This window comes from Amycolatopsis pretoriensis (assembly GCF_900107925.1).
Taxonomy (GTDB): domain Bacteria; phylum Actinomycetota; class Actinomycetes; order Mycobacteriales; family Pseudonocardiaceae; genus Amycolatopsis; species Amycolatopsis pretoriensis.
Genome location: NZ_FNUJ01000006.1, coordinates 246,240 through 271,948, shown reverse-complemented (window position 1 = coordinate 271,948; position 25,709 = coordinate 246,240). Strand labels below are relative to the sequence as shown.

Annotated in this window: 25 protein-coding genes; 15 read left to right on the top strand and 10 right to left on the bottom strand. The window is 72.2% G+C overall.

From position 1 onward, the window contains the following. Window positions 1-88: 88 nt before the first annotated feature. Window positions 89-604, bottom strand: coding sequence for an amino-acid N-acetyltransferase (locus BLV96_RS27265; protein ID WP_208608332.1), 516 nt, complete (start codon window positions 602-604; stop codon window positions 89-91). Between the two features lie 84 nt (window positions 605-688). On the opposite strand from BLV96_RS27265, the gene rimO reads away from it, so the two are divergent. From rimO to BLV96_RS27230, 7 genes are all read left to right on the top strand, one after another. Next, window positions 689-2,125 carry a 30S ribosomal protein S12 methylthiotransferase RimO gene (gene rimO, locus BLV96_RS27260; RefSeq protein WP_086677034.1) on the top strand — a complete coding sequence of 479 codons (1,437 nt, stop codon included), beginning with the start codon at window positions 689-691 and terminating at the stop codon, window positions 2,123-2,125. Next, the gene (pgsA, locus tag BLV96_RS27255; protein WP_086677035.1) at window positions 2,122-2,763 is read left to right on the top strand and encodes a CDP-diacylglycerol--glycerol-3-phosphate 3-phosphatidyltransferase; all 642 of its coding nucleotides are present in this window, start codon (window positions 2,122-2,124) and stop codon (window positions 2,761-2,763) included. Before rimO ends, pgsA begins: the two co-directional genes overlap by 4 nt. Before the next feature lie 2 nt (window positions 2,764-2,765). Next, entirely contained in the window at window positions 2,766-3,239 is a 474-nt protein-coding gene (locus tag BLV96_RS27250; RefSeq protein WP_086677036.1) for a CinA family protein, read from the top strand. Window positions 3,240-3,338: 99 nt separating this feature from the next. Continuing rightward, window positions 3,339-3,788 carry a helix-turn-helix domain-containing protein gene (locus tag BLV96_RS27245; RefSeq protein WP_167379749.1) on the top strand — a complete coding sequence of 150 codons (450 nt, stop codon included), beginning with the start codon at window positions 3,339-3,341 and terminating at the stop codon, window positions 3,786-3,788. A gap of 231 nt (window positions 3,789-4,019) precedes the next feature. Next, a complete protein-coding gene (locus BLV96_RS27240; protein WP_086677038.1) occupies window positions 4,020-4,862 on the top strand; it encodes a PspA/IM30 family protein in 843 nt (280 codons plus the stop codon). 28 nt (window positions 4,863-4,890) lie between these two features. Further along, window positions 4,891-5,883: a phage shock envelope stress response protein PspM gene (gene pspM / locus BLV96_RS27235; protein ID WP_086677039.1), complete on the top strand. Its 993-nt coding sequence runs from the start codon at window positions 4,891-4,893 to the stop codon at window positions 5,881-5,883. Window positions 5,884-6,214: 331 nt separating this feature from the next. Then, a complete protein-coding gene (locus tag BLV96_RS27230; protein ID WP_086677040.1) occupies window positions 6,215-7,645 on the top strand; it encodes an allophanate hydrolase-related protein in 1,431 nt (476 codons plus the stop codon). Here BLV96_RS27230 and BLV96_RS27225 read toward each other — a convergent pair. From BLV96_RS27225 to BLV96_RS27205, 5 genes are all read right to left on the bottom strand, one after another. Further along, a complete protein-coding gene (locus BLV96_RS27225; protein ID WP_086677041.1) occupies window positions 7,611-8,648 on the bottom strand; it encodes a quinone-dependent dihydroorotate dehydrogenase in 1,038 nt (345 codons plus the stop codon). The genes BLV96_RS27230 and BLV96_RS27225 overlap by 35 nt on opposite strands. Window positions 8,649-8,714: 66 nt before the next feature. Further along, complete coding sequence (locus BLV96_RS27220; RefSeq protein WP_086677042.1) at window positions 8,715-9,275, bottom strand: GNAT family N-acetyltransferase; 561 nt, start codon at window positions 9,273-9,275, stop codon at window positions 8,715-8,717. A gap of 387 nt (window positions 9,276-9,662) precedes the next feature. Next, window positions 9,663-10,706, bottom strand: coding sequence for an adenosine deaminase (gene add, locus BLV96_RS27215; RefSeq protein ID WP_086677043.1), 1,044 nt, complete (start codon window positions 10,704-10,706; stop codon window positions 9,663-9,665). 122 nt (window positions 10,707-10,828) lie between these two features. Next, the gene (locus BLV96_RS27210; protein ID WP_086677044.1) at window positions 10,829-11,638 is read right to left on the bottom strand and encodes a DNA-formamidopyrimidine glycosylase family protein; all 810 of its coding nucleotides are present in this window, start codon (window positions 11,636-11,638) and stop codon (window positions 10,829-10,831) included. Between the two features lie 3 nt (window positions 11,639-11,641). Continuing rightward, entirely contained in the window at window positions 11,642-12,535 is an 894-nt protein-coding gene (locus BLV96_RS27205) for a ParA family protein (protein ID WP_086677045.1), read from the bottom strand. 106 nt (window positions 12,536-12,641) lie between these two features. Between BLV96_RS27205 and BLV96_RS27200 the strand changes: the two genes are divergently transcribed. The 3 genes from BLV96_RS27200 (at window position 12,642) to BLV96_RS27190 (ending at window position 15,772) form a co-directional block, all read left to right on the top strand. Next, complete coding sequence (locus tag BLV96_RS27200; protein WP_086677046.1) at window positions 12,642-13,367, top strand: methyltransferase domain-containing protein; 726 nt, start codon at window positions 12,642-12,644, stop codon at window positions 13,365-13,367. A 106-nt stretch (window positions 13,368-13,473) separates the two neighbouring features. Next, on the top strand, window positions 13,474-14,688 hold the full coding sequence (gene dinB / locus BLV96_RS27195; protein WP_086677047.1) for a DNA polymerase IV: 1,215 nt from the start codon (window positions 13,474-13,476) through the stop codon (window positions 14,686-14,688). Window positions 14,689-15,364: 676 nt separating this feature from the next. After that, window positions 15,365-15,772 carry a DUF3040 domain-containing protein gene (locus BLV96_RS27190; protein WP_086684241.1) on the top strand — a complete coding sequence of 136 codons (408 nt, stop codon included), beginning with the start codon at window positions 15,365-15,367 and terminating at the stop codon, window positions 15,770-15,772. A gap of 108 nt (window positions 15,773-15,880) precedes the next feature. On the opposite strand, the gene BLV96_RS27185 is transcribed toward BLV96_RS27190, so the two are convergent. The 3 genes from BLV96_RS27185 to BLV96_RS27175 all read right to left on the bottom strand — a co-directional run bounded on the left by BLV96_RS27185 (window position 15,881) and on the right by BLV96_RS27175 (window position 21,027). Continuing rightward, a complete protein-coding gene (locus tag BLV96_RS27185) occupies window positions 15,881-18,361 on the bottom strand; it encodes a transglutaminase TgpA family protein (RefSeq protein ID WP_091389566.1) in 2,481 nt (826 codons plus the stop codon). A gap of 292 nt (window positions 18,362-18,653) precedes the next feature. Then, window positions 18,654-19,928 carry a DUF58 domain-containing protein gene (locus tag BLV96_RS27180; RefSeq protein ID WP_086683892.1) on the bottom strand — a complete coding sequence of 425 codons (1,275 nt, stop codon included), beginning with the start codon at window positions 19,926-19,928 and terminating at the stop codon, window positions 18,654-18,656. Window positions 19,929-19,956: 28 nt separating this feature from the next. Beyond that, window positions 19,957-21,027: an AAA family ATPase gene (locus BLV96_RS27175; protein WP_208608331.1), complete on the bottom strand. Its 1,071-nt coding sequence runs from the start codon at window positions 21,025-21,027 to the stop codon at window positions 19,957-19,959. 306 nt (window positions 21,028-21,333) lie between these two features. Here BLV96_RS27175 and BLV96_RS27170 point away from each other — a divergent pair, with 306 nt between their 5' ends. Genes BLV96_RS27170 through BLV96_RS27155 form a run of 4 tightly spaced genes read left to right on the top strand, consistent with a single transcriptional unit; the run spans window position 21,334 to window position 23,529 of the window. Then, on the top strand, window positions 21,334-21,684 hold the full coding sequence (locus BLV96_RS27170; RefSeq protein WP_086683886.1) for a hypothetical protein: 351 nt from the start codon (window positions 21,334-21,336) through the stop codon (window positions 21,682-21,684). Then, a complete protein-coding gene (locus tag BLV96_RS27165) occupies window positions 21,677-22,246 on the top strand; it encodes a DUF3558 family protein (RefSeq protein WP_244180509.1) in 570 nt (189 codons plus the stop codon). Before BLV96_RS27170 ends, BLV96_RS27165 begins: the two co-directional genes overlap by 8 nt. A gap of 12 nt (window positions 22,247-22,258) precedes the next feature. Further along, window positions 22,259-22,816 carry a PPE domain-containing protein gene (locus BLV96_RS27160; RefSeq protein ID WP_086683882.1) on the top strand — a complete coding sequence of 186 codons (558 nt, stop codon included), beginning with the start codon at window positions 22,259-22,261 and terminating at the stop codon, window positions 22,814-22,816. Beyond that, the gene (locus BLV96_RS27155; protein WP_086683879.1) at window positions 22,813-23,529 is read left to right on the top strand and encodes an ESX secretion-associated protein EspG; all 717 of its coding nucleotides are present in this window, start codon (window positions 22,813-22,815) and stop codon (window positions 23,527-23,529) included. The genes BLV96_RS27160 and BLV96_RS27155 overlap by 4 nt, the downstream gene beginning before the upstream one ends. 39 nt (window positions 23,530-23,568) lie before the next feature. On the opposite strand, the gene BLV96_RS27150 is transcribed toward BLV96_RS27155, so the two are convergent. Continuing rightward, a complete protein-coding gene (locus tag BLV96_RS27150; RefSeq protein ID WP_167379748.1) occupies window positions 23,569-24,552 on the bottom strand; it encodes a hypothetical protein in 984 nt (327 codons plus the stop codon). A 531-nt stretch (window positions 24,553-25,083) separates the two neighbouring features. On the opposite strand from BLV96_RS27150, the gene mraZ reads away from it, so the two are divergent. After that, window positions 25,084-25,515, top strand: coding sequence for a division/cell wall cluster transcriptional repressor MraZ (gene mraZ, locus BLV96_RS27145; RefSeq protein ID WP_086670270.1), 432 nt, complete (start codon window positions 25,084-25,086; stop codon window positions 25,513-25,515). Window positions 25,516-25,709: the final 194 nt, after the last annotated feature.

Below are 25,709 nucleotides of genomic sequence, written 5' to 3'. Positions count from 1 at the left end.
AATTGACCTGATCATCCTGGGACACCGAGGTGGCGTGCGTCACCGCCCGAAAGAAGGTTAAGGGGGAACGGGCGGTGAACAGGGGTACTCAGAGCTCGAGCAGCATCCGGGAGTTGCCCAGGGTGTTCGGCTTGACGTAGGGGAGGTCGAGGAACTCCGCGACACCGGTGTCGTGCGAGCGCCGCATCTCCTCGTACACCTCGTGCGACACCGGGGTGCCCTGGATCTCCACGAAGCCGTGGCCCTGGAAGAAGCTCGTCTCGAAGGTCAGCACGAACAGCCGCTTGAGACCCAGCTCACGGGCCTCCTCGACCAGCCGCGCGACGAGCACCCGCCCGACGCCCTGGCCGCGCACGGCCTTGTCGACCACCACGGTCCGCAGCTCGGCGATGTCCTCCCAGAGCACGTGCAGCGCGGCCGCGCCGGCGACCTCGCCGTCCACCTCGGCGACCCAGAACTCCTGGACCGCTTCGTACAGCGTGACCAGGTCCTTCTCCAGGAGGACACGGCCGGCGTCGGAGTCGACCAGGGCCTTGATCTTGCGGACGTCGGCGATCCGCGCGCGGCGGACGGCGGGGGAGGCGGACGGCACGATCGTCAACATTGCCACACCGCCGGGCGCGGGCGCCGACACTACCGGGCTACGCCGTCGTCAACCGGCCCGGGACCGGCGGCTACCCTGAACGTCGTGCCTTCTCCTGCCGTTGACCCTGCCGCCACCCGACGCGTCTCCCTGCTGACCCTGGGCTGCGCCCGCAACGAGGTCGACTCGGAGGAGCTGGCGGGCCGGCTGGCGGCCGGCGGCTGGGAGCTGGCGGCCGATCCCGAGGACTCAGACGTCGTGGTGGTCAACACCTGCGGCTTCGTCGAGTCGGCCAAGAAGGACTCCGTCGACACGCTGCTGGCGGCCTCGGACACGGGCAAGAAGGTCGTCGCGGTCGGCTGCATGGCCGAGCGCTACGGCCACGAGCTCGCCGACAGCCTCCCCGAAGCCGACGCCGTGCTGGGCTTCGACCACTACGCCGAGCTTTCCGACCGGCTCGACGACGTCGTCGCGGGCCGCAAGGTCGCCTCGCACACCCCCGGCGACCGGCGCAAGCTGCTGCCGATCAGCCCGGTCCAGCGGCCCGCCGCCGCGGAGAACGTCGAGGTCCCGGGCCACGCGCAGCACGGCTGGGGCCCGCGGGTGCTGCGCACGCGCCTCGACGACTCGCCGGTCGCCGCGCTGAAGATTGCCTCCGGCTGCGACCGGCGCTGCTCGTTCTGCGCGATCCCGTCGTTCCGCGGCTCGTTCGTCTCGCGGCAGCCCGACGAGGTCGTCGCCGAGGCGATGTGGCTGGCCGAGCACGGCGTCAAGGAACTGTTCCTGGTCAGCGAGAACTCGACGTCCTACGGCAAGGACTTCGGCCGCGACGGCGCCACCGCGCTGGAGCGGCTGCTGCCGCGCCTGGCGGAGATCGACGGCATCGACCGCGTCCGCGTCTCCTACCTGCAGCCGGCCGAGACGCGCCCGCAGCTGGTCAAGGCCATCGCGACCACGCCGGGGGTCGCCGAGTACTTCGACCTGTCCTTCCAGCACTCCAGCGAGCAGGTGCTGCGCCGGATGCGCCGGTTCGGCTCCACCGACTCGTTCCTGGCGCTGTGCGAGCAGATCCGCGAGTACGCGCCCGAGGCGGGCATCCGCACCAACGTGATCGTCGGCTTCCCCGGCGAGACCGAGCACGACCTGAGCGAGCTGGAACGCTTCCTGACCGGCGCGCGCCTGGACGCGGTGGGCGTCTTCGGCTACTCCGACGAGGACGGCACCGAGGCCGAGACCTTCGACGGCAAGCTGGACGCCGACGAGGTCGCGAAGCGCGTCACGCGGATCTCCGCGCTGGTCGAGGAGCTGACCGCGCAGCGCGCCGAAGACCGGATCGGCACGGTCGTCGACGTCCTGGTCGAGCTGGACGACGACGGCGAGGTCACCGGCCGCGCCGCGCACCAGGCGCCGGAGGTCGACGGCGAGTGCATCATCCTCGACGCGCCGGAGAAGACCCAGGTGGGTGACTTCCTGCGGTGCGAGGTCGTGGACTCGGCGGGCGTGGACCTGATCGTCCGCGCGGTACCGGACGCCGACCGGTGAGTGCGCTCCCCAGCGACGCCGCCGACGAGGGCACGGCCCACGACGGCCCCGCCCAGGTCCCGGTGGCGACCCCGGTCCCGACCCTGAACCTGGCCAACCTGCTGACGCTTTCGCGGCTGGTCCTGGTGCCGCTGTTCGTCATCGCGCTGTTCACCGGCGACGGCCACGACACGACCTGGCGCGCGATCGCCACCGGCCTGTTCGCCGTCGCCTCCTTCACCGACCAGCTCGACGGCTGGGTGGCCCGCAAGTACGGCCTGATCACCGACTTCGGCAAGATCGCCGACCCGATCGCGGACAAGGCGCTGACCGGCGCCGCGCTGGTGGGGCTGAGCATCCTCGGCGAGCTGGGCTGGTGGGTGACGATCGTCATCGCCGTCCGCGAGATCGGCGTGACGCTGCTGCGCTTCTGGGTGATCCGCCACGGCGTGATCCCGGCCAGCCGTGGTGGCAAGGCCAAGACGATGGCGCAGATCGCCGCGATCGTGGCGTACCTGCTGCCGCTGCCCGCGGGGGCGGACCCGGTCCGCTGGGCGCTGATGGGCCTGGCCCTGGTGCTGACCGTGGTGACGGGCGTCGACTACCTGGTCCGGGCCGTGCGGCTGCGCGCGGCCGGGCGCCGGGTCACCGGGAGCTGAGGGTGGCGCCCGAGCCGCCCGCCGCCGCCCTGGTCGCCGCCCTGACCGCGCGGGGCGAGACCGTCGCCGCGGCCGAGTCGCTGACCGCCGGGCTCGTCTGCGCGACCCTCGCGACCGTGCCGGGCGCGAGCGCGGTCCTGCGCGGCGGCCTGGTCGTCTACGCCACGGAGCTGAAGACCGCGCTGGCCGGCGTCGACGCGGACCTGCTGGCCGAGCACGGCGCCGTCCACCCCGAGGTCGCCGCGCAGCTCGCCGAGGGCGCGCGCGACCGCTGCAGGGCAACCTGGGGCCTGGGCCTCACCGGCGTGGCCGGGCCGTCGCCCCAGGACGGCGTCGCGCCGGGCACCGTGCACGTCGGGCTGGCCGGGCTGGGAACACGTACAGTCCGTACCCTGGCCTTGAGCGGCGATCGCGACTTGATCAGGACCCGATCGGTCCAGGCCGCGTTTGCCCTGCTCGGGGAACATCTGGCGTGAAACGGGCGTTCGCCCTTGGCGTACGGGCACGTCAACTCCTGCGCTCAGGGCACCGCTCTGGGTAACGTAGGGAGTACTTGTACGGAAGGGAGGCGCGTGATGACCGTGCTGTTGCGTGAGGCGATCGGTGATCGGCTCCGTCATGCCCGCACCAACCAGCGTCGTACGCTGCGCGACATCTCCCGCGCCGCCAGGGTCAGCCTCGGCTACCTCTCCGAGGTGGAACGGGGCCAGAAGGAGGCGTCGAGCGAGCTGCTCGCGTCCATCTGCCAGGCCCTGGACCTTCCGCTCGGCGAGCTGCTGCACAACGTGGCGGCGGACGTTTCGGCCCTCGACAACGTCGAGGTCGCACCGGTCGACGAGCGGATCGTGGAGGGCGCACCCCGGGAGAAGAGGGGCGCCGAAGCCGGCATCGAGGGCGGCCGCCTGATGTCCGAGCTGATCGGGAACGACCTCGCCGACCTGCGGGTTTCCCCGCCGCCGAGGATGAACACGACGTTGCGGACGACGATCGGGCAGCCCAAGCTGGCCTCGACCATCGCCGCATAATCACAGGTCGGACACGACGACGGCCCCGGGCAACCCGCCCGGGGCCGTTCGCGTTGCCTACTCGGGGTGATCAGGGCGATCCCTGAATTCCGCCGGGTCGCCTGGAACGGACGTGGCCGACCTGACACGATGGAACCCAACGCCGGGGTCGGTGCGTTGCACATGCAGGGGAGCGACGCCCCACACCCCGAGTACCTAGGCCCGTGGGACGCAAGAAGGCAGGCGGAGGAGATGGCCAACCCGTTCGTGAAGTTCTGGAAGTACATGATGGCGGCGTTCTCGTCGAAGATCGACGAACACGCCGACCCGAAGGTACAGATCCAGCAGGCCATCGAGGAGGCGCAGCGCAACCACCAGGCGCTGACGCAGCAGGCCGCCTCCGTGATCGGCAACCAGCGGCAGCTGGAGATGAAGCTCAACCGGCAGCTCGGCGACGTCGAGAAGCTGCAGGCCTCGACCCGGCAGGCCCTCGTCCTCGCGGACGAAGCCCGCAGCAAGGGTGACGAGCAGAAGGCCACCGAGTTCGAGAACGCCGCGGAGAGCTTCGCGACGCAGCTCGTCACGGCCGAGCAGAACATCGAGGACCTGAAGACGCTGCACGACCAGTCGCTGCAGGCCGCGGCCCAGGCGAAGAAGGCCGTGGAGCGCAACTCGCAGATGCTGCAGCAGAAGCTGGCCGAGCGCACGAAGCTGCTCTCGCAGCTGGAGCAGGCGAAGATGCAGGAGCAGGTCTCCGCTTCGCTGAACCAGATGAGCCAGCTGGCCGCGCCGGGCAACACGCCGTCGCTGGAAGAGGTCCGCGACAAGATCGAGAAGCGCTACACCACGGCGCTGGGCTCGGCCGAGCTGGCGCAGAACTCGGTCCAGGGGCGCATGATGGAGGTCCAGGCCTCCACGACGCAGCTGGCCGGTCAGTCGCGGCTGCAGCAGATCCGCGCGTCGATGCACGGTGACTCGGTCGCCCAGGTGACCGACGGCGGCAAGACGGCCCAGGCGCCGGCCAGCAGCTCGGCCGACATCCAGCGCGAGATCCAGGCGCGCGTGCAGGCCGAGCAGGGCAAGAACCCGGCCTGACGCCGGTAGCCGTTCGAAGGGGGCGAGCATGGGGCAGCAGGGCAGGCGACGCGACTTCAGCGAGTTCGGTGCGAAGCTGGAGAAGCACATCGAGAAGCTGCCCGACTACGCCGTGCGCGCCCAGGAGAAGCTCCAGAAGGTGCAGAAGTACTTCCCGCCGGCCGAGCAGGCCGGCGGGAAGCCCGCACCCCCGCGGCCCCGGCCGAACCCGCTGCAGCGGCCGCCGGTGCGCCGCCCGGACATGACGGCCGGCTGGTCGTCGATGGCCAACCAGGTGCCCGCGTTCGCCGAAGCGCGCGCCAAGTGGGACCGCTGGAACCACCCGGCCGCGAAGCTGGAACGCCGCAAGCGCCGGACGTCGCGGGCGATGACCCTGTGGATCCTGCTGACGATCCTGTGCGGCGTCCTCGCTGTGGCGGCCGGGCTGGGCTGGATGAGCGCCACCGGCGCCCCGATGATGCCGCAGGCGATCATGGCGTTCGCCGGCGCCGTCGTCTTCGGCACGTTCGGCGTCCGAAGCGGACTCAAGCTCCGCGAACTCAAGAAGACCCCGCTTCCCTCCGCCCCGGTGGGCCCGCCGCCGTTGCCGCCCGCCGGGTCCGTCGCGCGCGAGCCGATGGAACGGCTCGCGGAGTGCGAAGCGTCGCTGGCCGAGCTGTTGCGCCAGCTCTCGGTACCGTCCTCGGTGGGCACGGCGCCGGTGTCCGAAGTGTCCGTCGCGGATGCCCGCCAGACCGCGACCGAAGCCGCGGCCGCCCTGCGTGGTCTCGCCGGTCGCATCCAGGCGATCGAACGCGGCCGCAACTCCGCGCCGGCCCGCGAGCAGGCGGCTTTGGACGCCGCGGTCGGCAAGCTCCGCGAACAGCTCGACGACGGCCTCGAGGGCTTCCGCGGCCTCGTCGCCGCGGCCGGCCACACGGTCGCCGCCTCGAGCGACGGTCTCGTCACGTCCAAACAGGCCCTCACCGACGCCACCGACCGCCTCGCGGGCCTCGCGATGGCGTTGCGCGAGCTTTCCTGACCGAAACCGGCGCCGATCACCCGAATCGGGCCTTCGTTGCGCCGCTTGAGGTTTCAAACTCGGCCGTTCGGGTGCCGCCGACCGGGCGAACCGGTTCTCCGTCACCCGGCGTGCGTGATCGTGCGTTTCACCCCGGCGTCTCGCCCTGTTCACCTCCCGGCTCCGAAACCCGCACGTAATCGGAAACTGATCGCGACGGAAACGTAAGCCAGCTAACGTTTCCGTCATGCAGGTAGAGGTGTCACTCGTCGGGAGGCTCGCCGTGGACTGAGGTTCGGCGGCGCCGACCGTACACAGTGGACTTTCTCGACCGCCGAGGAAAGGACGCACCGTGAACACGCTCCCGCCGGATCCGGACCCCGTCCCCACCGTCCCGCCCACCGCCTCCCAGCGCGTCATCGCGGCTTTCGAGCGCATCACCGAAGCCGACCGTCCCGACCTCTGGTCCACCCTCCGCGCCGTCGAAGACGTCCTCGTCGACGCGAAGGCCGTCGACGAGCGCGTCAAGGCGGGGGAGGACCTGCCGCTCGCGGGCACCGTCTTCGCCGTGCCGGAGCTGATCGACGTCGCCGGGCAGCCGTCCGGCCGCTCGGTCCCGGAAGCCAGTGCCACGATCGTCTCGCGGCTCACCGGGGCCGGGGCCGTCGTGCTCGGCAAGACCGGCGCCGCGACCGTGGCCTCGGCCTGGGACCGCACCAAGGCCGGCGGCCGCGGCGCGGCGGTCGCCGTCGCGCTCGGGATCGTCGACCTCGCGCTGAGCACGGCGGGTCCCGTCCCGGCCGCGCTGAACGCCGTCGCCGCGCTCCGGCCGACCCGCGGGCTGCTGCCGATGACCGGCGTCCGCTCCGCCGAAGCCGTCTCCGTGTACGCGACCGGCCTGGTCGCCGCCCGTCGCGCGCTCGCCCTGATGACGGGCCCGGACGGCGTCTCCTCGACGCGCACGTGGCCCGCCGACGTCCGCCTCGGCGCCGGCGAGCACCCGCGCATCGCCTACCCGGAGAACCTGCCCCTGAGCGCCGCCGCGGCGACGGCGTTCGAGGGCGTCGTGAAGCGGCTGACAGCGGCCGGCGCCGTGCTGACCCCGATCGTCCTCGGCGAGCAGGACTTCGAGGACGCGCTCCTGCTGCCCACCGTGCCCGACCACCCGGACCTGGTCGAAGCCCTGGCCGACCCGGCCGGCGTGCAGCACCGCCTGGCCGCCTGCACGGCGTTCGCGAACCTCCTCGACCTGGCCGCGGTCACCGTCCCGGTGCTGCCGGGGGACAAGCGCCCCTTCGGCGTCACGTTCCTGACCCGGGCGTTCGAGGACCAGATCGGGCTGGACCTCGCGACGGTCTGCACCGACGAGCCCATGACGCCCTACCCGGAACCCGGCGAGGAAGTCGTCGTGTTCGGCGCGCACCTGCGCGGCCAGCCGCTCAACGCCGAGCTCACCGCGCTCGGCGCCCGGTTCACCGGACCGGTCCGGACCACCGAGGGCTACCGGATGGTGCTCCTGGACACCGAACCACCGCAGCCGGGCGTCCTCGAAGGCGCCACCACCCTCGACGGCGAACGCTGGCGCCTGTCCCCGGCCGCGTTCGAGCGGTTCGCCGCCACGCTGAAGGAGCCTTTCGTGCTCGACCGGGTCGTGCTGGACGACGGCACCGCACCCCTGGCCGTCCGGTGCCTGACGGCCGAGGGACCCGGTCTGGACCGCTACGAGTCCTGGCGCGGGTACGTCCGGTTCACCTCGACGGCCGGGCTGCGAGGCCCCGGCTGACCCGGCGCACCAGGCCCGGGCCGTGCAGCGCGAACCCGGTGTAGAGCTGCACGAGCGACGCCCCGGCGTCCACCAGCCGGACGGCGTCGCCGGGCCCCATGATCCCGCCGACGCCGATGATCGGCAGGCTCCCGCCGGTGTGGTCGTGCACGAACCGCACGACCTCGGCCGCGCGGGCGGTGAGCGGCCGGCCGGACAGGCCTCCCCCCTGTCCGGCCAGGCTGCTTTCCGACGGCGCGATGCCCTCGCGCGACAGCGTGGTGTTGGTGGCGATGATCCCGGCGACGCCGTGCTCGACCGCGACCTCCAGGAGCTCGGCGAGGGCGTCGTCGGTCAGGTCCGGCGCGACCTTGACGAGCACCGGCGTGGGAGTGCCTTCGCCGGCGAGTTCGGCGGACGTCTTGCGCAGCTCGCCGAGCAGCTCGGCGAGGGCGGCGCGGTCCTGCAGCTGCCGCAGCCCCGGCGTGTTGGGCGAGCTGACGTTGATCGCGAAGTAGTCGGCGTACGGGTAGAGCGCGCGCAGGGAGAAGCGGTAGTCCTCGACGGCCTCGTCGAGCGGCGTGACCTTCGACTTGCCGATGCTGACCCCGAGCGGCACGCCGGGTTTCCCGTCGCGCGCGAGCTTGGCGGCGAGCGCTTCGGCGCCGTCGTTGTTGAAGCCCATGCGGTTGATGACGGCGTCGCTGGCGGGGAGGCTGAACAGCCGCGGCTTCGGGTTGCCCGGCTGCGCCAGCCGCGTCACGGTGCCGACCTCGACGAACCCGAAGCCGAGCGCGGCCCACGCGGGCAGCGCGCGCCCGTTCTTGTCCATCCCGGCGGCCAGGCCGACGCGGTTGGGGAACCGCAGGCCCAGCACGGTCACCGGGTCGTCGACGCGGAAGGCGCCGCGGGGCGCGAACTTGCCGAGCCGGGCCAGGACGCGGACCGTGCGCTCGTGCACCAGCTCGGGGTCGTGGTAGGACAGCCGGTACAGCGCCGGGCGGACGATCTTGTCGAAGAACACGCCCCCATGCTGCCAAACACCCGGCGGACCGCTACCGGAGCGCCCGCCTCGGCGTGAACGCGACCACTAGTCGCGGTCTTTCCACTCGTCCTCGAGCATCGCGTAGATGAGCTCGTCGGTCCACTCGCCCTTGACGATCTCGTTCTCCTTCAGGTGCGCTTCGCGGCGCATCCCGAGGCGTTCCATCAGCGCGGCGGAGGCTTCGTTGCGGCCGTCGCACCGGCCGATGATGCGGTGCAGCCCCAGGTCTTCGAAGCCGAGGCGCAGGAGTTCGGTCGCCGCCTCGGCGGCCAGCCCCTTGCCGTGGTGGTCCGGGTGGAAGACGAACCCGATCTCGCCCTGCCGGTGCTCGCTGCTGAGCCACTCGAGGTTGAGGTCGCCGATCAGCTGCCCGGTCGAGGCCAGCTCCACCGCGACGGCGAGGAGCTGTCCTTCCTTGGTCAACGTCGAGCTGTGCACCCGTTTCGCGAGCGCGGCGGCCGATTCGGCGCGGCTGCGCGGGCCCCAATAGAGGTAACGCGCGACGTCGGCGCGGGACTGGAAGGAGTTCAGCGCGTCGAGGTCGTCGGGCGTGAACGGGCGCAGGAGCAGCCGATCCGTGGTGATCGGGTAGTCGGGCCTGAGCATGGCTCCAGGCTAGCGAGTGACAGTCGTCAACGGGACGGAACAGCGCAACGGGATCGTCGAATCCCGCGGTCGGATCGCCGGACGGTCGTTCGCCCACGCTCGGCGGCCTGACCTGCACAAATGAGCGCATGAAGGAACCCCCGGGGTGTCTCTCGAACGCCGTCAAACGTTCGAGCCCGAGCCGGACTGGTGCTCGGAAACCCCGGGGGCACGGTGACTGCCTGGTATTCGCTATCAGGCATCACGTGGAGCAGGCGATGAGCCAGAAGGTGGCTCAGCTGTAACGCTGCTCAAAGTCCTCCACGTGCCATCCGCTAGCGGACAGCCACCTCACAAGTCCTGTTGGAATACAACTTAGGACCACCTCCTCTCTTGTGTACTGCCACGCTAGGCGAAGATCCCGGTGTCCGGCAACGTCATTTCTGTGATCTCGGTCCGCAGGACCGCTTTCCGCCGCTCGTCGAGGAAGGACGCGTCGACGGCGTTCTCCGCCAGCCGCACCAGTTCGGCCGCGGTCAGCCCCAGCGTCTCGGCGACGGCGACGTACTCGCCGGTGAGCGTGGCGCCGAACATCGGCGGGTCGTCGGTGTTGAGCGTGACGACGACGCCGTGGTCGAGCATCCGCCGCACGGGGTGCGCGGCGACGCTGGGCACCTGCCCGGTGCGCACGTTCGACGTCGGACACACCTCGAGCGGGATCCGGTGTGCCGCAAGGTGTTCCAGCAGGGCGGGGTCCGCGGCGCAGCTGGTGCCGTGGCCGATCCGCTCGGCGCCGAGGTCGTGCACCGCGGACCAGATCGTGGCCGGGCCGGTGGTTTCGCCGGCGTGCGGGACGCTGTGCAGCCCGGCTTCCCTGGCCCGCGTGAAGAACGGCGCGAACCGCGCTCGGCCGACGCCGAGTTCGGGACCGCCCAAGCCGAACGACACCAGCCCGCCGGGGCGTTCGCGCAGCGCGAACACGAGCGTCTCCTGCCCGGCCTTGACGCCCTTTTCGCCGGGAATGTCGAAGCACCAGGCCAGTTCGACGCCGAGTTCGGCGGCGCGGGCCCGGCCGGTTTCCAGGCCGGCCAGCAGGTCGTCGCCGGGCACGCCGTCGAGCAGGTGGTTGTACGGCGTGACGGTGACTTCGGCGTAGCGGCAGTTCTGCGCGGCCAGATCGGCGGCCAGGCCGGCCACCAGCGTGTGGATGTCGCGGCGGTCGCGCACGAGCGAGGTGACCGCCAGGTAGACGGTGAGGAAGTGGGCGAAGTCGCGGAAGGTGAAGAACTCCGCGAGCTCGCGCTCGTCGGTGGGGACGCCGGCGGACGGGCGCCGCCGGGCCAGTTCGAGGACGGTCGGCAGGCTCGCCGAGCCGACGAGGTGGACGTGCAGTTCGACCTTGGGCAGGGCGTGCGCGAAGGCGCGCAAGGCCTGCCCGGCGATTCCGGGCATGACTGAGCTCCCTGGGTTTCCGGAAATGGGTGACGGGAAGCGCGCGCGGCTCAGGGAGCGAGGTCGCCGCGTTCGGTGTCGGCCCCGTAAAGCGGGAGCTTGAACGTCGTCACGAGCTCAGCTTACTGCTGCGGGTAGGGCCCGTGCTGGTCCTTCGGGCAGAACCACGTCGGCCGCCGCTGGACGTCGTGGCCCTGCGTGCGCACCAGGAGCTTGCCGCCGCAGCGGAAGCAGCCCTGGCGGGTCCGCTCGTAGACCCAGTTCTTGCGGTTGCGGTCGAGGTGGCCGGTCGTGCTCTGGTCGAACCGGCCGGAGCGGGCGTTGGCCAGCAGCAACTTCCGGGCGAGCGCGACCGTGCGGCCGGCGTCCACTTCGGACACCGGCGTCCACGGCGTGACGCCGAGCAGGAAAGCGATTTCGCACTTGTAGAGGTTCCCGACCCCGGCCATCACGCGCTGGTCGAGCAGGGCCAGTCCGAGTTCGCGCTCCGGCTTGGCGGTGAAGTTCGCGATCGCCTGGGCCGCGTGCGCTTCGGTCCACTGTGGATCCAACAGGTCCGGCCCGAGGTGGGCGACGAGGTCGGTTTCCTTCGGCGTGGCCACGAGTTTGAGGTCGTGCACGCGGAAGCCGATCACCTGGGTGTCCGCGGCGGTGAAGATCACGCGGGCGTGGTGCCCGGGCCGGCGCCACTTCGCGCCCGCCGGGTAGACGTCCCACATGCCGTCCATCATCAGGTGCGAGTGCAGCGTCAGGTCGCCGGAGAAGCGGGTGAACAGGTGCTTGCCGACCGTCCCGACGCCGAGCACCTCGCGTCCGGCGAGGTCCACTGTGGCCAGTTGCGGCACGCGGAACTCGCCACGCAGCAACGTTTTCCCCGCCAGTGCCCGGTCGAAGCGCTTTCCGACGAGGTAGACGGTGTCACCTTCGGGCACGGCTCACCCCGCGGATTCGGACACCTCGGCGGGAGCCTCCGGAGTCTCCGGTGCCGGGCCTTCGGGCCAGTCGGGACCTTCGGGTTCCTCGCCGGCGACGCGGTGGCGGCCCGCCCGGTTGGAGCGCAGGATCTTCGCCAGCACCATGTTGAACGTCAGCGCGATCTCCTGCGCACCCGGCGAGTGCCACTCGTGGATCGGGCTGCACGCGCCCTGGGCCTGCTGGATCGCGAGCCGGTCGGTGATCGCCGTCGGCATCACCAGGGAGCCGAAGTTCTCGCGCAGCTCGGCGATCCGGAACTGGTGCTCGTAGGACCGCACGCGCAGCTTGTTGACCAGGACGCCGATCGGGCGCAGGTCCGGGTTGAGCTCCTTGCGGATCTTCTCGATCGCTTCGAGGGCCCGGTGCGCGCCGGCGACGGCGTAGATCGTCGGCTCGGTGACGATGAGCGCGCTGTCCGCGCCGACCAGCGCGGACTTCGTCAGCCGGCCCAGCGACGGCGGGCAGTCCAGGATCACCAGCTCGTACGGTGTTTCGCGCAGCGGCTCGCGGTGCAGCTCGTCGAGCGCGCGGGAGAAGTTCGCGAGGCGTTCGGGGTCGGCGTCGGGGTCGTTGAGCAGTTCCAGCTCTTCGGCGCCGACCAGGACGTCGACGTCCTCGCTCCAGACGCTCGGCGCGATCGCGCGTTCGAGCATCTCGCGGGTGGGGGTTTCCAGCACGTCGGCGAGGGTCGCGTCGGTGTACGGCGGGTCGAGCGAGGTCGTGGCGTTGCCCTGCGGGTCGAGGTCCACGACCAGCGTCCGCGTGCCCCTACGCAGGGCGGCGGACGCGATACCGAGAGCGACCGTCGTCTTGCCGACGCCTCCCTTGAGGCTGAGTACGGCGACCGTGTGCACGTTCTCCAGCCTACGGGTGTGCGCGAGGGGCGCCGCCGGGCAAGGGGCGTTCACTCGAAGGGAGGAGCCCGGGAGGCGGCCGGGGGCGGGCACTACCCTGTGCGGCATGAAGACGGAGACCGTGGCCGCCCGGGGTTCGGGCGCCGTCCGCCGGGTGCTCGAGGCCGAGATCGAGGCCGCCCGCGCCCGGGGCGCCGAGCACCCCCGCGTCGTCGACGTCGGTGGTGGCAGCGGCGGCTGGGCGGTGCCGTTCGCGGCGGCGGGCTGCCGGGTGACCGTCGTCGAGCCGAGCCCGAACGCCCTCGCGACGCTGCAGCGGCGCGCCGGCGAGGAGGGCGTCTCCGAGCTGATCACGGTCGTCGCGGACGACTCCGACGCGCTCGGCCGGCACGTCGAGGCCGGCTCGGCCGACCTGGTGCTCGCGCACGGCCTGCTGGAGATCGTCGACGACCCGGCCGCGGTGCTCACCGCGCTGGCCACGGCGGTCGCCCCGGGCGGCGCGGTGTCGGTGCTGGTCGCGAACCGGCACGCGGCGGTGCTGAACCGCGCGCTGGCCGGCCGGGTCGGCGAGGCGAAGCAGCTGCTCGAGAGCGCGGACGGCGTCGTCGCGGGCGACACGGTCCTGCGCCGGTATTCGGCGGTCGGGCTGCGTGCCGACCTGGAGGCGGCCGGCCTGGAGGTCACGCTGCTGCAGGGCGACCGGGTGATCGCCGACCTGGTCGGCGGCGACGTCCGCGAGGACGAGCTCGCGGAGTTCGAAAAGGTGGCGGCGGGCTCGCCGGCGCTGCGGGACATCGCGGGCCGCCTGCACGCGGTCGCGCGGCTCGCCTGACCTCTTCCGGCGGGTTTCGGCCGTCGCGCTCGCGCGTGATCCGAAACTGTCGGTGGTGCCCGGTAGCGTCCTCGAGGTGGGGCGAAATGCTGAGTTGCCGGGCGGGATGGCCCGGTTCCAGGTCCGGGCGGGCGAACCGCCACCGGACGACACCGGGTGCGGGATGCTGCACGTCGACATGGACGCGTTCTTCGTGTCGGTCGAGCTGCGCACCCGGCCCGAGCTGGCGGACAAGCCGGTGGTCGTGTCCGGCGGCGGGCCGCGCGCGGTCGTGGCGGCGGCCAACTACCCGGCGCGCAAGTTCGGCGTGCGCTCGGCGATGCCGTTCTCGACGGCGAAGCGGCTGTGCCCGCACCTGATCAACATTCCGCCGACGGGTGGGCTCTACAGCGAGGTCTCCCGCGGCGTGATGGGGATCTTCCGGGAGCTGACGCCGCTGGTCGAGCCGTTGAGCCTGGACGAGGCGTTCCTGGACGTCAGCGGCGCGTTGCGGCGCCTGGGGGCGACACCGGCGTCGCTGGCCGCGCTGATCCGCTCGCGGGTGGCGGCGGAGCACGGGATCACGTGCTCGGTCGGGGTGGCGAAGGTGAAGTTCATCGCGAAGCTGGCGTCGGGGATGGCGAAGCCGGACGGCGTGGTGGTGGTCCCGGCGGCGGAAACGCTGGCGTTCCTGCACCCGCTGCCGGTGTCGGCGCTGTGGGGAGTGGGCGCGCGCACGGAGGAGAGCCTGCGCCGGCTGGGCCTGGACACGATCGCCGACGTCGCGGCGTTCCCACCGGAGCGGCTGAAGAAGTCGTTGGGCGTGGCGGTGGGAGAGCACCTGTACCGGCTGGCGCACGGAGTGGACGAGCGCGCGGTGGTGGTGGACTCACCGGAGAAGTCGATCGGCGCGGAGCACACGTTCGACGTCGACCGCCACGACCGCGGTGCTTTGGGGCTCGAGCTGCTGCGGCTGTCGGAGCGAGTGGGGGCGACGTTGCGGGCGCGCGGGATCCGCGGGCGGACGGTCTCGATCAAGGTGCGGTTCGCGGACTTCCGGACGATCACGCGGGCCCGGACGCTGGTATCGGCGACGGACGTGGCGCGTGAGATCCACGCGGTGGCGGTGGCGTTGCTCACGGAGCACGCACCGACGGGAGCGGTGCGGTTGATCGGCGTGCGCGTGGAGGGGCTCGACACGGGGGAGGCGGGGGAGCAGCTGGTGTTCGAGTCCCCGGCGCCCCGGTGGAGGGATGCGGAGGTGGCGGCGGATGTGGCCCGGTCGAAGTTCGGGTCCGCGGCGGTGCGGCCGGCTTCGCTGCTTGGGCCTCGGGAGGGGTGAATCGGGGTTTCGGATGTCCGCCGGCGTGAGGGCTTTGTGGCCGGTGGGCGGTTCACCCCGCTGCCCGCACCCGGCGCGGCGAGCGGCCCGCCCGCGGCCGGCGTGCGGTGCGCCCCGCTGCCCGCAGCTAGCACGGCAAGCGGCCTGCCCACGGTTCGCGCGCGGCGCATCCCGTCGCCCGCAACAGCTCGGCAGGCCGCTGGCTCCCGCGGGCCGCAGCGAGCGCGGTCGCCCCGTCGCCCGCGCCCGGTTCGGCAAGTGGCCTGCCCCGTCGCCCGCAACAGCTCGGTAGGCCGCTGGCCCCGTGGGCCGCAGCGAGCGCGGTCGCCCCGTCGCCCGCACCCGGCCGGCAAGTGGGCCTGCCCCGCCGCCCGCAACCACCGCGCCTCACACCGATCCCACCTCGAGCCGTGCACAGCGGGTGATCTCCACCTCCGCCGGCCGTCCCCCACATCGCCGTTCACCCCGTCAACCGGTCACAACCCGCGATCGTGACCGTCCGCAACCCCGATCCGGAAGGATTTAGCCCAATTCGATCCCTTCTGGATGCGGGATCGGGTAGTCGTCCGGGCGCGGGCCTCGTATCCTGGACAGTGCCACCCCGCCTGGGGTTGGCTGTTGGGTCCAGGACGTTGCGCGGCCCGGCGCCCGCGACAGCTGTGCCGGAGGAGGAAAGATGCCACTCTCCGAGCATGAGCAGCGGCTGCTCGATCAAATCGAGCGCGAGCTCTATGCCGAGGACCCCAAGTTCGCATCCACGGTGCGTGGCACCCGGTTGCGTCGCCCCGCTCGCCGACGGCGTATTCAGGGCATCGCCCTGTTCGTAGTGGGCGTGGCCCTGCTGGTGCTGGGCGTGGTGGTGCCGCAGTTCCGGGTGGCCGACATCCCGCTGATCAGCGTGCTCGGGTTCCTCGTGATGTTCTTCGGGGTCATGTTGGCCGTCACATCGATTCGGCACGGCGCCGACGGGGACGGCAAGGGTGGTGGATCGGGCGCCCGCGGCGGAGGCAAGCAAGCGGGCCGTCGCAGCTCCTTCACCCAGCGGATGGAAGAGCGCTTCCGCCAGCGCTTCGAGGAGCAGTAGCGCCGCAAGACCAAAGAGATCCGCGTCCCGGCCGGGACGCGGATCTTCTTGTGTGCTCAAGTGGCGAGCCCCACCCGCGGTGACAACGGGTGACCCCCGGCCGGGGGGTCAGTCGCGGCCGCGGAACAGGGACTTCGGGAACAGCCGCCCCTTCCAGGACAGCGGCGCGTTCCGGTGCAGGCTCCGCCGCAGGTGGTCGAACGCCGACGGCAGCGTCGCGTCGGGCTCGCCGTCCTCGCCGTACCAGGACTTCTCGACCACGCCGATCACCGTGCGGAGGCCGTCGCGGCCCTCGTCGTCCAGGTGGTGCTTCGCCGCCAGCTTCTGACCCGCCACGCGGACCGTGTCGCTCGGCGGGATCGGCAACCCGCGGTCCGCGCACTCGGCCCGCAGCTCGAACCACGCCGCGTCGGCCGCGCCAGGGCGCTGCGCGACGATCTCCTGCAACCGGCGACGACGCCCGACGTCTCGCGCGACCGACGGACCCAGCAGGCCCGCCAGCAGCAGCACCACGATCAGGCTGAACCACCAGGCGACCAAATAGGTCAGCACGCCCAGCACCGCCACCCACAACGCGGCCGCGATCAACGGCAGCCAGTTCTTGAGCACCGCCCCGAGCCCGGTCGCCGCGGGTTCGCGGTCCGGCCGTCTGCGGCGCCCGCCGGCGACCACCAGGACCGTCGCCAGCAACGCGAGCACGACCAGCACGCCCACGAGCACCCACACCAGCGTCGGCGTGCTCTCGTCGGTGTTCTGCGGACCCTGCGCCTGCTGGTTCTGCTCGGTGTCGCGGGGCGCGCCGGTCGGTGCCGCGCTCGACTGGACCGTGCTCGGCGCCACCTGCGTGTCGTCGGGCTGGTTGCCGTCCGGGGTGCCGGCCTGCAGGTACGACGGGGTGATGCCGCGCCCGTCCGACAGCGGCGTCGGGTCGAACGTCACCCAGCCCTTGCCGCCGAAGTACGCCTCGACCCACGCGTGCGCGTCCTGGGTGGTGATCGACAGGTAGTCGTTGACCTGCACGCCCGGCGTGAACCCGATCGCCACCCGCGACGGGATGCCCGCCACCCGCAGCATCACGGCCATCGCCGACGCGAACTGCTCGCAGAACCCGCGCTTGCCGTTGAGGATGAAGTCGGCGAGCGCGTCGGAGTCGTTGGCCGGCGCGGTCTTCGTGTCGTAGACGAACCCGTTCTGCGCCGTGAAGTACCGCCAGATCGCCGACGCGCGGTCGAAGTCGTTGGACTCGTTGGCGATGAGCTGCTGTGTCTTCGCGCGGACGCGGTCGTCGACGCGCTCGAGTTGCGTGTAGCGCGGCGGCAGGTCGTCGACGCGCGGGGTCACGCGCAGCTCCTGGGCCGTGGGCTCCTTCAGCGACGCGTATTCGGTGTACGCGGGCGGAACCTCGCTGCGCGTGGTGAAGACCGTGCCGCTGACCTGGTCGTAGAGGTAGCCGCCGGCGGCGCCGTCGATCACCCGCGGCGCGCCGTACACCGGCAGCCAGTTGTCGCGCCAGCTCGCCGGCTCGACGTCGATCCGGCGCGCGGCGCCACTGCCGTCGTCGCCCGGTGCGGCCGGCAGCTGCGGCCCGACCGGGACGCCCTGCTGCGAACGGCCTTCGTCGTGCAGGCCCCAGCCCTTGTTGGGGTAGTAGGTGTCCAGCGTCATCGCGCGCAGCAGCCGCCGGTCGGTGCCGAGGCCGCGGACCTTGAACAGCTCGCGGTTGGCGCCCTGGTCGAGCATGCCGCGCAGCTCGGTGAACGGCTGGATGCCGAAGCCGCCGGAACCGGCTCCCAGGCCGTCACCGCCGTTGCCGAACGGGATCCGCCCGACCGTGCCGACCCACGTGATCGCGCCGCCGAACAGGCCGAGCACGATCGCCGCGGCGACGACCGCGACCGGCGCGGACAGCACGCCCGGCTTGCCGCTGCGCCCGGGCGCTTCCCGGGTCCGCCAGCGCCGGTGCCGGTGGTTGCCGTCGACCGCGAGCAGGCCGGCGAACGCGGCCCCGCCGAGCAGGAACGTCCACCACGGCAGCATTTCCTCGGAGAGCGCGGCCGGCACGGCGTAGACGCAGAGCAGGACGAGCCCGGTGGCGGCGGGCGCGGCGGCGGCGACGGTCAGCGTGTCGACGAGGACCGCGACCAGGCCGATCAGGATCGTGACGAGACAGAGGATGGGCTGGCTGCCCTCGACCGGCGGCAGCCCGACGCGGATCTGCTCGGCGGCGGCCGAAAGCGTGTTGCCGATCTCGCCGAACGCTTCCGGGCCGGGGATGACCTGCAGGATCCCGTGCGTGGTGAACGCGCCGGTGATGAGGAAGAGCAGGACGACGAGCTGGCCGAGGCCGACGAGCACGGTCGGCACCTGCAGCGACCGCAACGCGAGCCCGGTGGCGGCGATCAGCAGCACGGCGACGAAGAGGTAGCCGAACCAGGCGAGCCCGGAGACGACGGAGGTGACGGAGGTGGCGGCGCAGAGGGTGGCGACCCCGGCGGCGGCGGGCGCGAGCAGGCTGCCGCGCCAGGCGGAGAGGGGATGCTGGGAGGAGGGCCGCTTGGCAGCCGGCCGCGACGGGGCGCTGGTGCTCATCGCGAACCGCCGATCGGGGAGTAGGAGGCGAGGTCGTAGTGGTGCGAGGCGGTGGCTGGCACCGCAGCGCCCCGGCCGGCGGGCCGAGCCGGCTGCGGTTGCCGTGAAGCCGAGGCGGTGGCTGGCGCCGCAGTTCCCTGGCCGGCGGGCCGAGCCGGCGGCGGTTGCCGTGAAGCCGAAGTGACGGCCGGCGCCGCAGTTCTCTGCCCGGCGGGCCGAGCCGGCTGCGGTTGCCGTGAAGCCGAAGCGGCGGCCGGCACCGCAGCGCCCCGCCCGGCAGACCCGGCCGCGCTCATCGCGGGCCGCCGATCAGCGTGCCGCGGCGGGCGCCGCTTCGGCACAGCTCCGCCCACACCTGCGGCATCGGTGATCCCGGTCCCGCGATCACCACACCCCAGCCGGCCGCGCGCAGCAGTGCCGCCGAATCCTCCGTCGCCGCCGCTCGCTGCTCCGGGGCGCTCACCCCCGCCGACCACGTCGGCGTGTCCAGCAGGACCGCGAGGCTCCGGATCCCGCGCGGGCGGAACTGCGCCAGCTCGTGCACCGCCTCCGTGCTGACCGTGCCGAGCACCGCGATCAGCTCCTGCCCTTCGCCCGGGTCGCCGGCCAGCGTGATGTCGCGCTGGTGCGCCGGCTGCAGCGCCGCCAGCGCGTCGAGCACCACGTTGTCGTAGTGGTCGCCGCCTTCGCCCGGGGTGTCCGCGAGCGTCGCGCCGTGCTCGCTCACCAGCCGGACGCGGTGCCCGGACCGGCGCAGGTGCACCGCCGCCGACGCCGCGAACGACACCGCCCACTCCAGGCTCGCGGCCGGGCCGCTGCCGTGGTGGGCGGCCGCGCGGTGGTCGAGCAGCACCGTCGTGCCGCCGCGCCACGGGCGTTCCTCGACGCGGACCATGATCTCGTCGCGGCGCGCGGTCGAGCGCCAGTGGACCTTGCGCAGGTCGTCGCCCTGGCGGTACTGGCGGACGATCACGTCGGCCTCGCCCTGCCCGGCGTGCAGCCGAACCGTGCCGTCGTCGCCGACGCCGATGCCCGCGCCGCTCGGCAGGCCCCACAGCGGCACCACCCGGGGCACGACGACCAGCCGCGAGTGCCCGATCAGTTCGCGTTCGAACTCGCACAGCCCGAACGGGTCGGTGATGGTCGCGCGCAGCGGCCCGACCTGCTGGATCCCGCGCAGCACCGGCTGCAGCGGGTAGCGCAGCGCGACCTTCCGGTCGTGGGGGAGCCGTTCGACGACGAACCGCGGCCGCGAGCCCAGCGCGTACGGCACGCCGTCTTCGAGGAGGATCTCACCGGCCGGCAGCCGCCCGCTGCGCCACAGCTCCAGCTGCACCTCGCCGGCGCCGCCGACCGCGACGCGCTGCGGGTGCAGCGCGCGGGTGGCGCCGATGCGCAGCCGCGTCGCCGAGATGAACACGGCGACCAGCAGCGGCAGCGCCACCACGAAGACGGCGACCCGCAGCAGGTCGCGTTCGTTGAGCACGAACGAGCACACCGCGGCCGCGAGCCCCGCGGCCAGCAGGCAGCGGCCGCGGGTGGTCAGGCCGGACAGGGCACGCAGCACGTCGTTGTTCTCCCCTTCGCCGGCGGTTCTACTGGGGCCGGGAGCCCTGCGGCACCGGCACCCGGTGCAGCACCGCCCGCACGACGTCGGTCGCCGACCGGCGCGCCGCGTGGGCCTCGGTGGTCAGCACCAGGCGGTGCGCGAGCACCGGCACCGCGACCGTGTGCAGGTCGTCCGGCACGACGTAGTCGCGCCCGGACAGCGCCGCCTGCGCCCGCGCCGCGCGGACCAGGTGCAGCGTCGCGCGCGGGGACGCGCCGAGCCGGATCTCCGGGACCTGGCGGGTGGCCGCGACGACGTCGACGGCGTAGCGGCGGACCTCCGGCGCGATGTGCACGCCGCGGACGGTCTCGATCAGCCGGTGCACGGTCTCGCCGTCGGAAACCGGCTGCAGGTCGTCGAGGGGGTTGTGCCCGGCGTGCTCGTCGACCATGGCCAGCTCGGCCTGCTGGTCGGGGTAGCCGATGGAGACCCGCGCGGTGAACCGGTCGCGCTGGGCCTCGGGGAGGGCGTAGGTGCCTTCCATCTCGATCGGGTTCTGGGTCGCGATGACCATGAACGGCTCTTCGAGGTGGTAGGTCGAGGTGTCGACGGTGACCTGGTGCTCTTCCATGCACTCCAGCAGCGCCGACTGCGTCTTCGGCGAAGCGCGGTTGATCTCGTCGCCCACCACGATGTTCGCGAACACCGGGCCGGGGCGGAACTCGAACCCGCCGGACTGGCGGTTGTAGATGGAGACGCCGGTGACGTCGCTGGGCAGCAGGTCCGGCGTGAACTGGATGCGGCTGACCGTGCAGTCGATCGACCGGGCGAGCGCCTTGGCCAGCGACGTCTTGCCGACGCCGGGTACGTCCTCCACCAGGAGGTGGCCTTCGGCGAGCAGCGTGACCAGCGCGATCCGGATGACGTCGGGCTTGCCGACGAGGACCCGCTCGACGTTGGCGGCGATCCGCCGCGCGGTCTCGTGCAGTTCGTCCAGCGACACTCTGGCGGGGCGGCCGTGGGCCCGGCCGTTGCCCGTGGACTCCGCCGGGTAAGGCGGCCGCCCGGATGCCTGCTCGCCCGATCCGGGCGCCGCAGACTGGATTCTCGACGTCACTCGACCTCCTGGTGGCGCATGGCCGCGCGCACTGTGCGCACCGCCGGGCCGAACGGCCCCCATCGCTGCTGTCCGCGCGCAGCGACCAGCCTTCCATCCAGTGTGTCAAACCCGGGCGAACCTGGGGGCGGAACCCCGGGAAGCCCCGGGGAACACGCCCGGCACGACGGTCGATGACACTGCGCAAGCAGGGACGATACCCCGAACGGGTGTGTTGTCACCCGATTCTGGGCGCTCCCGCTGACACCCCGCTCTGTTCTATGCTCCGATACGAGTTCGCCCGGCTACAGAGAGGCGTAACCGCTCATGAGCGACGTGCGGACGCAGCCCCCGTTCGACCTGCGCGGTTTCGCGGTCGCGCCCGAGCTGGCCACGGATGCCTACTCGAAGCTCGGCCAGCTGCAGGACCTCGTCGGCGAAATGGTGCGCGAGGCCAAGGTGCTCGGCCGGACGGTGCCGCTCGGCGGCGGGTACGCGGGGGAGATCGGCAAGTTCATGGCCGAGTACGGCATCGGCGGCAAGGGGTCGGCCGTCCAGCAGCTGACGGCGTTCGGCAAGGAGCTCGAGACGTTGAAGCACCGGATCGGCCAGGCGCTGGCGAAGTACCAGCACGCCGACGAGCAGGCGGCCGACGGGGTGGACTGCACGGGTGGCTGACCGGGTGCACGAGAAGAAGGCCGGGCCGCGCGGGTGGTGGGTGGCGCCCGCGCTGCTGCTCCTGCTCGCCGCGTGCGGGCAGCAACCCGCCCGGCCGGCCACCGCCGGGCACACTTCCGCTTCGGCTTCCGCTTCCGCCGAGCCCCCGCCCGTGGCCTGGACGGGCCTCGCCGCGATCGACCCGTGCGCGCTGCTGTCCCCGCAGGACCGCTCGACCGCCGGGATCGGCGTCATCGGCAAGCCGAAGGACATCGCCGGCGTCCGCGCGTGCGACTGGAGCGTGCCCGGCACCTTCGGCGTCACGGTGAGCCTCAGCGACACCGACGGCCTGGCCGACCTCGAAGTCGCGAAGAAGACGGCCACGAAGACCAAGGTCGGCGCGCACCCGGCGCTGCAGGTGGCGGACAAGAAGGCCGCCGACGGCACCTGCGCCGTCCTGCTCGGCGTGGGCGACGCGGCCAGCGTCCAGATCGACGTCAGCAACACCGGCTTCTCGGACACCCCGCTCGCGTGCCGCCGCGCGGGCACGGTGGCCGGGCTGGTCGAACCGAAGCTGCCCTGAGAGAGGTGCGCCGTGCCCGAACCCCCCGTTCCGACCGCGCGGTACGAGTCCTACAGCCACGAGGCCATGGCCGCCGAGGTCGAGCGGGACAACGACCCGGTCGCCGCGGGCGAGGCGGGCGCGCGCTGGGACGGCCTGGCGAAACGGCTGCACGAGTCGACCGCCGACCTCGCCGCGCTGGTCGCGTCCTCGGAGGAGAACTGGCGCGGCCCGGCGGGTGACGCGGCGCGCGCGGCGCTGGGCCGGGCCGCGGGGTGGCTGTCCCATTCGGCCGCGGTCTCGGCGTCGGTGGGCAGCGCGGTCGGCGCGCAGGCGGACGCGGCCGCGCGGGCCCGGGCCGACATGCCCCCGCCGGTGGCCTACGACCCGGCGTCGATGATCCGCGACGCGGCGTCGTCCGGGAACGTGCTGGTCCTGGCCGGGCTGGCCGACGAGATGGCGGCCCGTCGAGCCGAGGCGGAAGCGGCGCGCCAGAAGGCGATCGACGTGATGCGGACCCGCGACGCGGCGTTGCGCGGCCACGTGCCGGCCGCGGACTTCGAGGAGCCGCCGACACTGGGGCCGGCTTGATCCGCGTTTCCGCGTCGGCGTTCGACATCCTCTGGACCGACCTCGGTCACGACCGCCCGCCGGAACCGCTGACGGTGCGCAGCGTCGGCGAGACGGAGGAGGAGCGCGCCGAGGTCCGGAAGAAGGTGTACGAGAACCTGGCCGGCCGCGGGTTGTACGACGGGTCTTCTCTTGAGCCGGCGTTGTCGGCGCGCTTGGCGGTCCTCGCGGGCGGCGAGGTGTACGTGGCGTGCGAAGCGCTGGCGGACATGACGGCGTCGTTGCCGTTCCGCGCGGTGACGGCGGTCCGGGGTCGCCGGGGCGTGCTGGCGACCCAGCCTGAGCAGACGATCTCGCTGGATTCGATCGGCCCGGGCGAGCTTTGTTCGGCGATCGTGGACGTGTTGCCGGAGTTGACGGCCGGGCCGGGGTACGGGGTCAACTTGGCGGCTTCGGCGTTGACGGATTCTTCGGGTGCTTCGGTGCAGCTGCAGGAGGTGGCGGCGATCCAGGCGCGGCCGGTCTACGCGGCGGGGCAGTTCAGTGTTTCTCGGCGGGAGGCTTCGGGGCGGGTTTCGCGGGTTGGTGGGTTGACGTGGTTCGACACGGATGTGGGGGCTTACTGCGCGACCAAGACGGCCGGGCGGGGTGGGCAGGAGTGGGTGAACGTGAGCCCGGTGGACAGCGCGCGGTTGGCCGGGCGCATCGCGGCTTTGGTGACCCCGGAGGATTGACCCCGGCTGCAGTACGTCATGAACGACTCGTTCATGTCGTCAGAGGCCATGAACGAGTCGTTTATGACGTCCGGACAGGACTACCGGCGGGCGTGGACGGGCAGCGGCGGCTTGGTAAGCCAGCACAAGTTCTTCGGTGACCGCACGGGGTGCGGTGCGGAGGCGGCTCGGAACCGTCTGGACCAGGGCGACCCCGGCCGCGGCGTAGCGGTTGTTCCGGGCGAGAGTCGACGCGTAGCCGGGCTGCCCGAAGTGGAATTCGTAGGAGTCGATCTCCCAGGCCAAAGCCACGTCGTCCCACCAGGCGTCGGGTGTGGCGATGTGCCGGCCCCGCTCGTCGTGGAGCGGGAAGTTCCAGACCGGCTCCGGGAGCCCGGTGCGGCGCCAAACGCCCATGGCTTCGGCCTCGGCCGCCGACCTGGCGCCGGACGCGATCTCGAGCAGCGCCGCGCGAGGCAGCGCGGTTCCACGCTTGCTGCCGCTCTCCAGTTCCGCGAACAGTTCGGCCGGCTCCGCGCCCAACTGTTGTACTGCCTCGGCGAGGAGGGCGCGGATCGGTGGTCGTTCGCGCATCCTCCGGCACGCATCCAGAACGGCTCGGGCGACCGGGGCCAGCGGAAGGCCCTCCGCCCGGACAGGGGCGGGCATCCGTTTCGTCCGCTCGACCACCACATAGCCATTGCTGGTGGTCTTCAGGTGCAGGGGGAGGAGGACGTGGACGGGTTCGCCGGGCCGGGCTTCGCGCTTGAGGCCTTGCCTGCGGCACGACTCCAGCCCGGTCACGACCGCGTGGTCGCCGCAGTGGAGCAGGGCACCTTCGACCAGCTGTCGCCGCGTCGGGTCGCCGGTGCGCAGCAGCACCACCCCCGGCAAGAGCCGCTGCCACGGCCCACCTGGAAGGCACCGCCGGTAGCTGGTTCCCGGCGGAACGCCCAAGGATTCCAGGTGCGCCACAGTGATCACGCCTCGGCGGCTTGCGGCGAAGATCGCCTCGGCGTCGCGTTTCCAAGATCCTCTGGTCACGCCTCGATCGTGACTGGCCGGGTGTCGCGGAACCAGCCTTTTCCGTGATCTGTGGACTACTTGGGGTGATGTCGACCGCCCTGTGGATAACCCGACGCCTCGCCCGACGACATGAACGACTCTTTCATGGCGTCTGGTGCGGTGAACGACTCGTTCATGACGTTTGGGCTGGGTTACTCCGCAGCCCCACCGGCCCCCACCCGGGTCCCCACCAAGCCCCACCCGGGGGCCCACTGAACCCCACACCCCGGCCCCCGGGTTCTTTCGCGGCCGTTATGCGGACGTCTGGCATACAGCTGAGGTTGCTCCGGCCCCCGGCACGGGGGATCTTGGCCACCGTCCCCCACACCACCCCCCACCTACCCCCACCCGGCTGACCTGCGCAAACGGAACACACGACGGAGTGAGCCGCCGGTTTCCCGCGTTGACTGTGGTGAAAAGTGGGGTACGGTGGTGGCCAGTGGGGCGGAAGGGAAGCCCTGGAGCCGTGGACGGTGGTTCGCCACCGGGTGCGGTAGGGAGGTGGAGGCCGTGTTCCTCGGCACCCACACCCCGAAGCTGGACGACAAAGGGCGGCTCGCGCTGCCCGCGAAGTTCCGTGACGCCTTGGCGGGTGGGCTGATGCTTACCAAGGGGCAGGACCACTGCCTCTTCGTCTTCCCCCGCGCCGAGTTCGAGCAGATGGCGCGCAAGGTCGCCGAGGCCCCGTTCACCAACGAGGCGGTTCGGGCCTACCAGCGCTACCTGTTCGCGGGCACGGACGAGCAACGGCCGGACGGCCAGGGGCGCATCAGCATCGCGCCCGAGCTCCGCCGCTACGCGGGGCTCAGCAAGGAGTGCGTGGTGATCGGGGCGATCACCAGGCTGGAGATCTGGGACGCCCAAGCGTGGCAGGGCTACCTGGAGGAACACGAAGACAGCTACGCGAAGGCTCGAGAGGAAGTACTGCCGGGCGTCTTCTAGACGCGCGGACGCGGTGCACCGTCGTCGTCGGGGGACGAGGGGTTCGCCGCCCGCGCCACGGGGGAAGCCCACCCGGATGCCGTGAGGCCTCTGTCCGCTCAACAGCCCTGGTGCACCTTCCCCGGTACCAGGTCGGCAGCGGGCGGACAGGGACCTGACGGCATCCGCCATATTTCCCCCGGGCCGCCCAGGCG

Excerpts from the sequence above, each read along its gene's own strand:
- BLV96_RS27265 (WP_208608332.1), bottom strand. The coding sequence starts at position 604 with ATGTTGACGATCGTGCCGTCCGCCTCCCCCGCCGTCCGCCGCGCGCGG.
- add (WP_086677043.1), bottom strand. The coding sequence starts at position 10,706 with ATGCCCGGAATCGCCGGGCAGGCCTTGCGCGCCTTCGCGCACGCCCTG.
- pspM (WP_086677039.1), top strand. The coding sequence starts at position 4,891 with ATGGGGCAGCAGGGCAGGCGACGCGACTTCAGCGAGTTCGGTGCGAAG.
- BLV96_RS27240 (WP_086677038.1), top strand. The coding sequence starts at position 4,020 with ATGGCCAACCCGTTCGTGAAGTTCTGGAAGTACATGATGGCGGCGTTC.
- BLV96_RS27245 (WP_167379749.1), top strand. The coding sequence starts at position 3,339 with ATGACCGTGCTGTTGCGTGAGGCGATCGGTGATCGGCTCCGTCATGCC.
- BLV96_RS27200 (WP_086677046.1), top strand. The coding sequence starts at position 12,642 with ATGAAGACGGAGACCGTGGCCGCCCGGGGTTCGGGCGCCGTCCGCCGG.
- BLV96_RS27185 (WP_091389566.1), bottom strand. The coding sequence starts at position 18,361 with ATGAGCACCAGCGCCCCGTCGCGGCCGGCTGCCAAGCGGCCCTCCTCC.
- dinB (WP_086677047.1), top strand. The coding sequence starts at position 13,474 with ATGGCCCGGTTCCAGGTCCGGGCGGGCGAACCGCCACCGGACGACACC.
- BLV96_RS27220 (WP_086677042.1), bottom strand. The coding sequence starts at position 9,275 with ATGCTCAGGCCCGACTACCCGATCACCACGGATCGGCTGCTCCTGCGC.
- BLV96_RS27170 (WP_086683886.1), top strand. The coding sequence starts at position 21,334 with ATGAGCGACGTGCGGACGCAGCCCCCGTTCGACCTGCGCGGTTTCGCG.
- BLV96_RS27190 (WP_086684241.1), top strand. The coding sequence starts at position 15,365 with ATGCCACTCTCCGAGCATGAGCAGCGGCTGCTCGATCAAATCGAGCGC.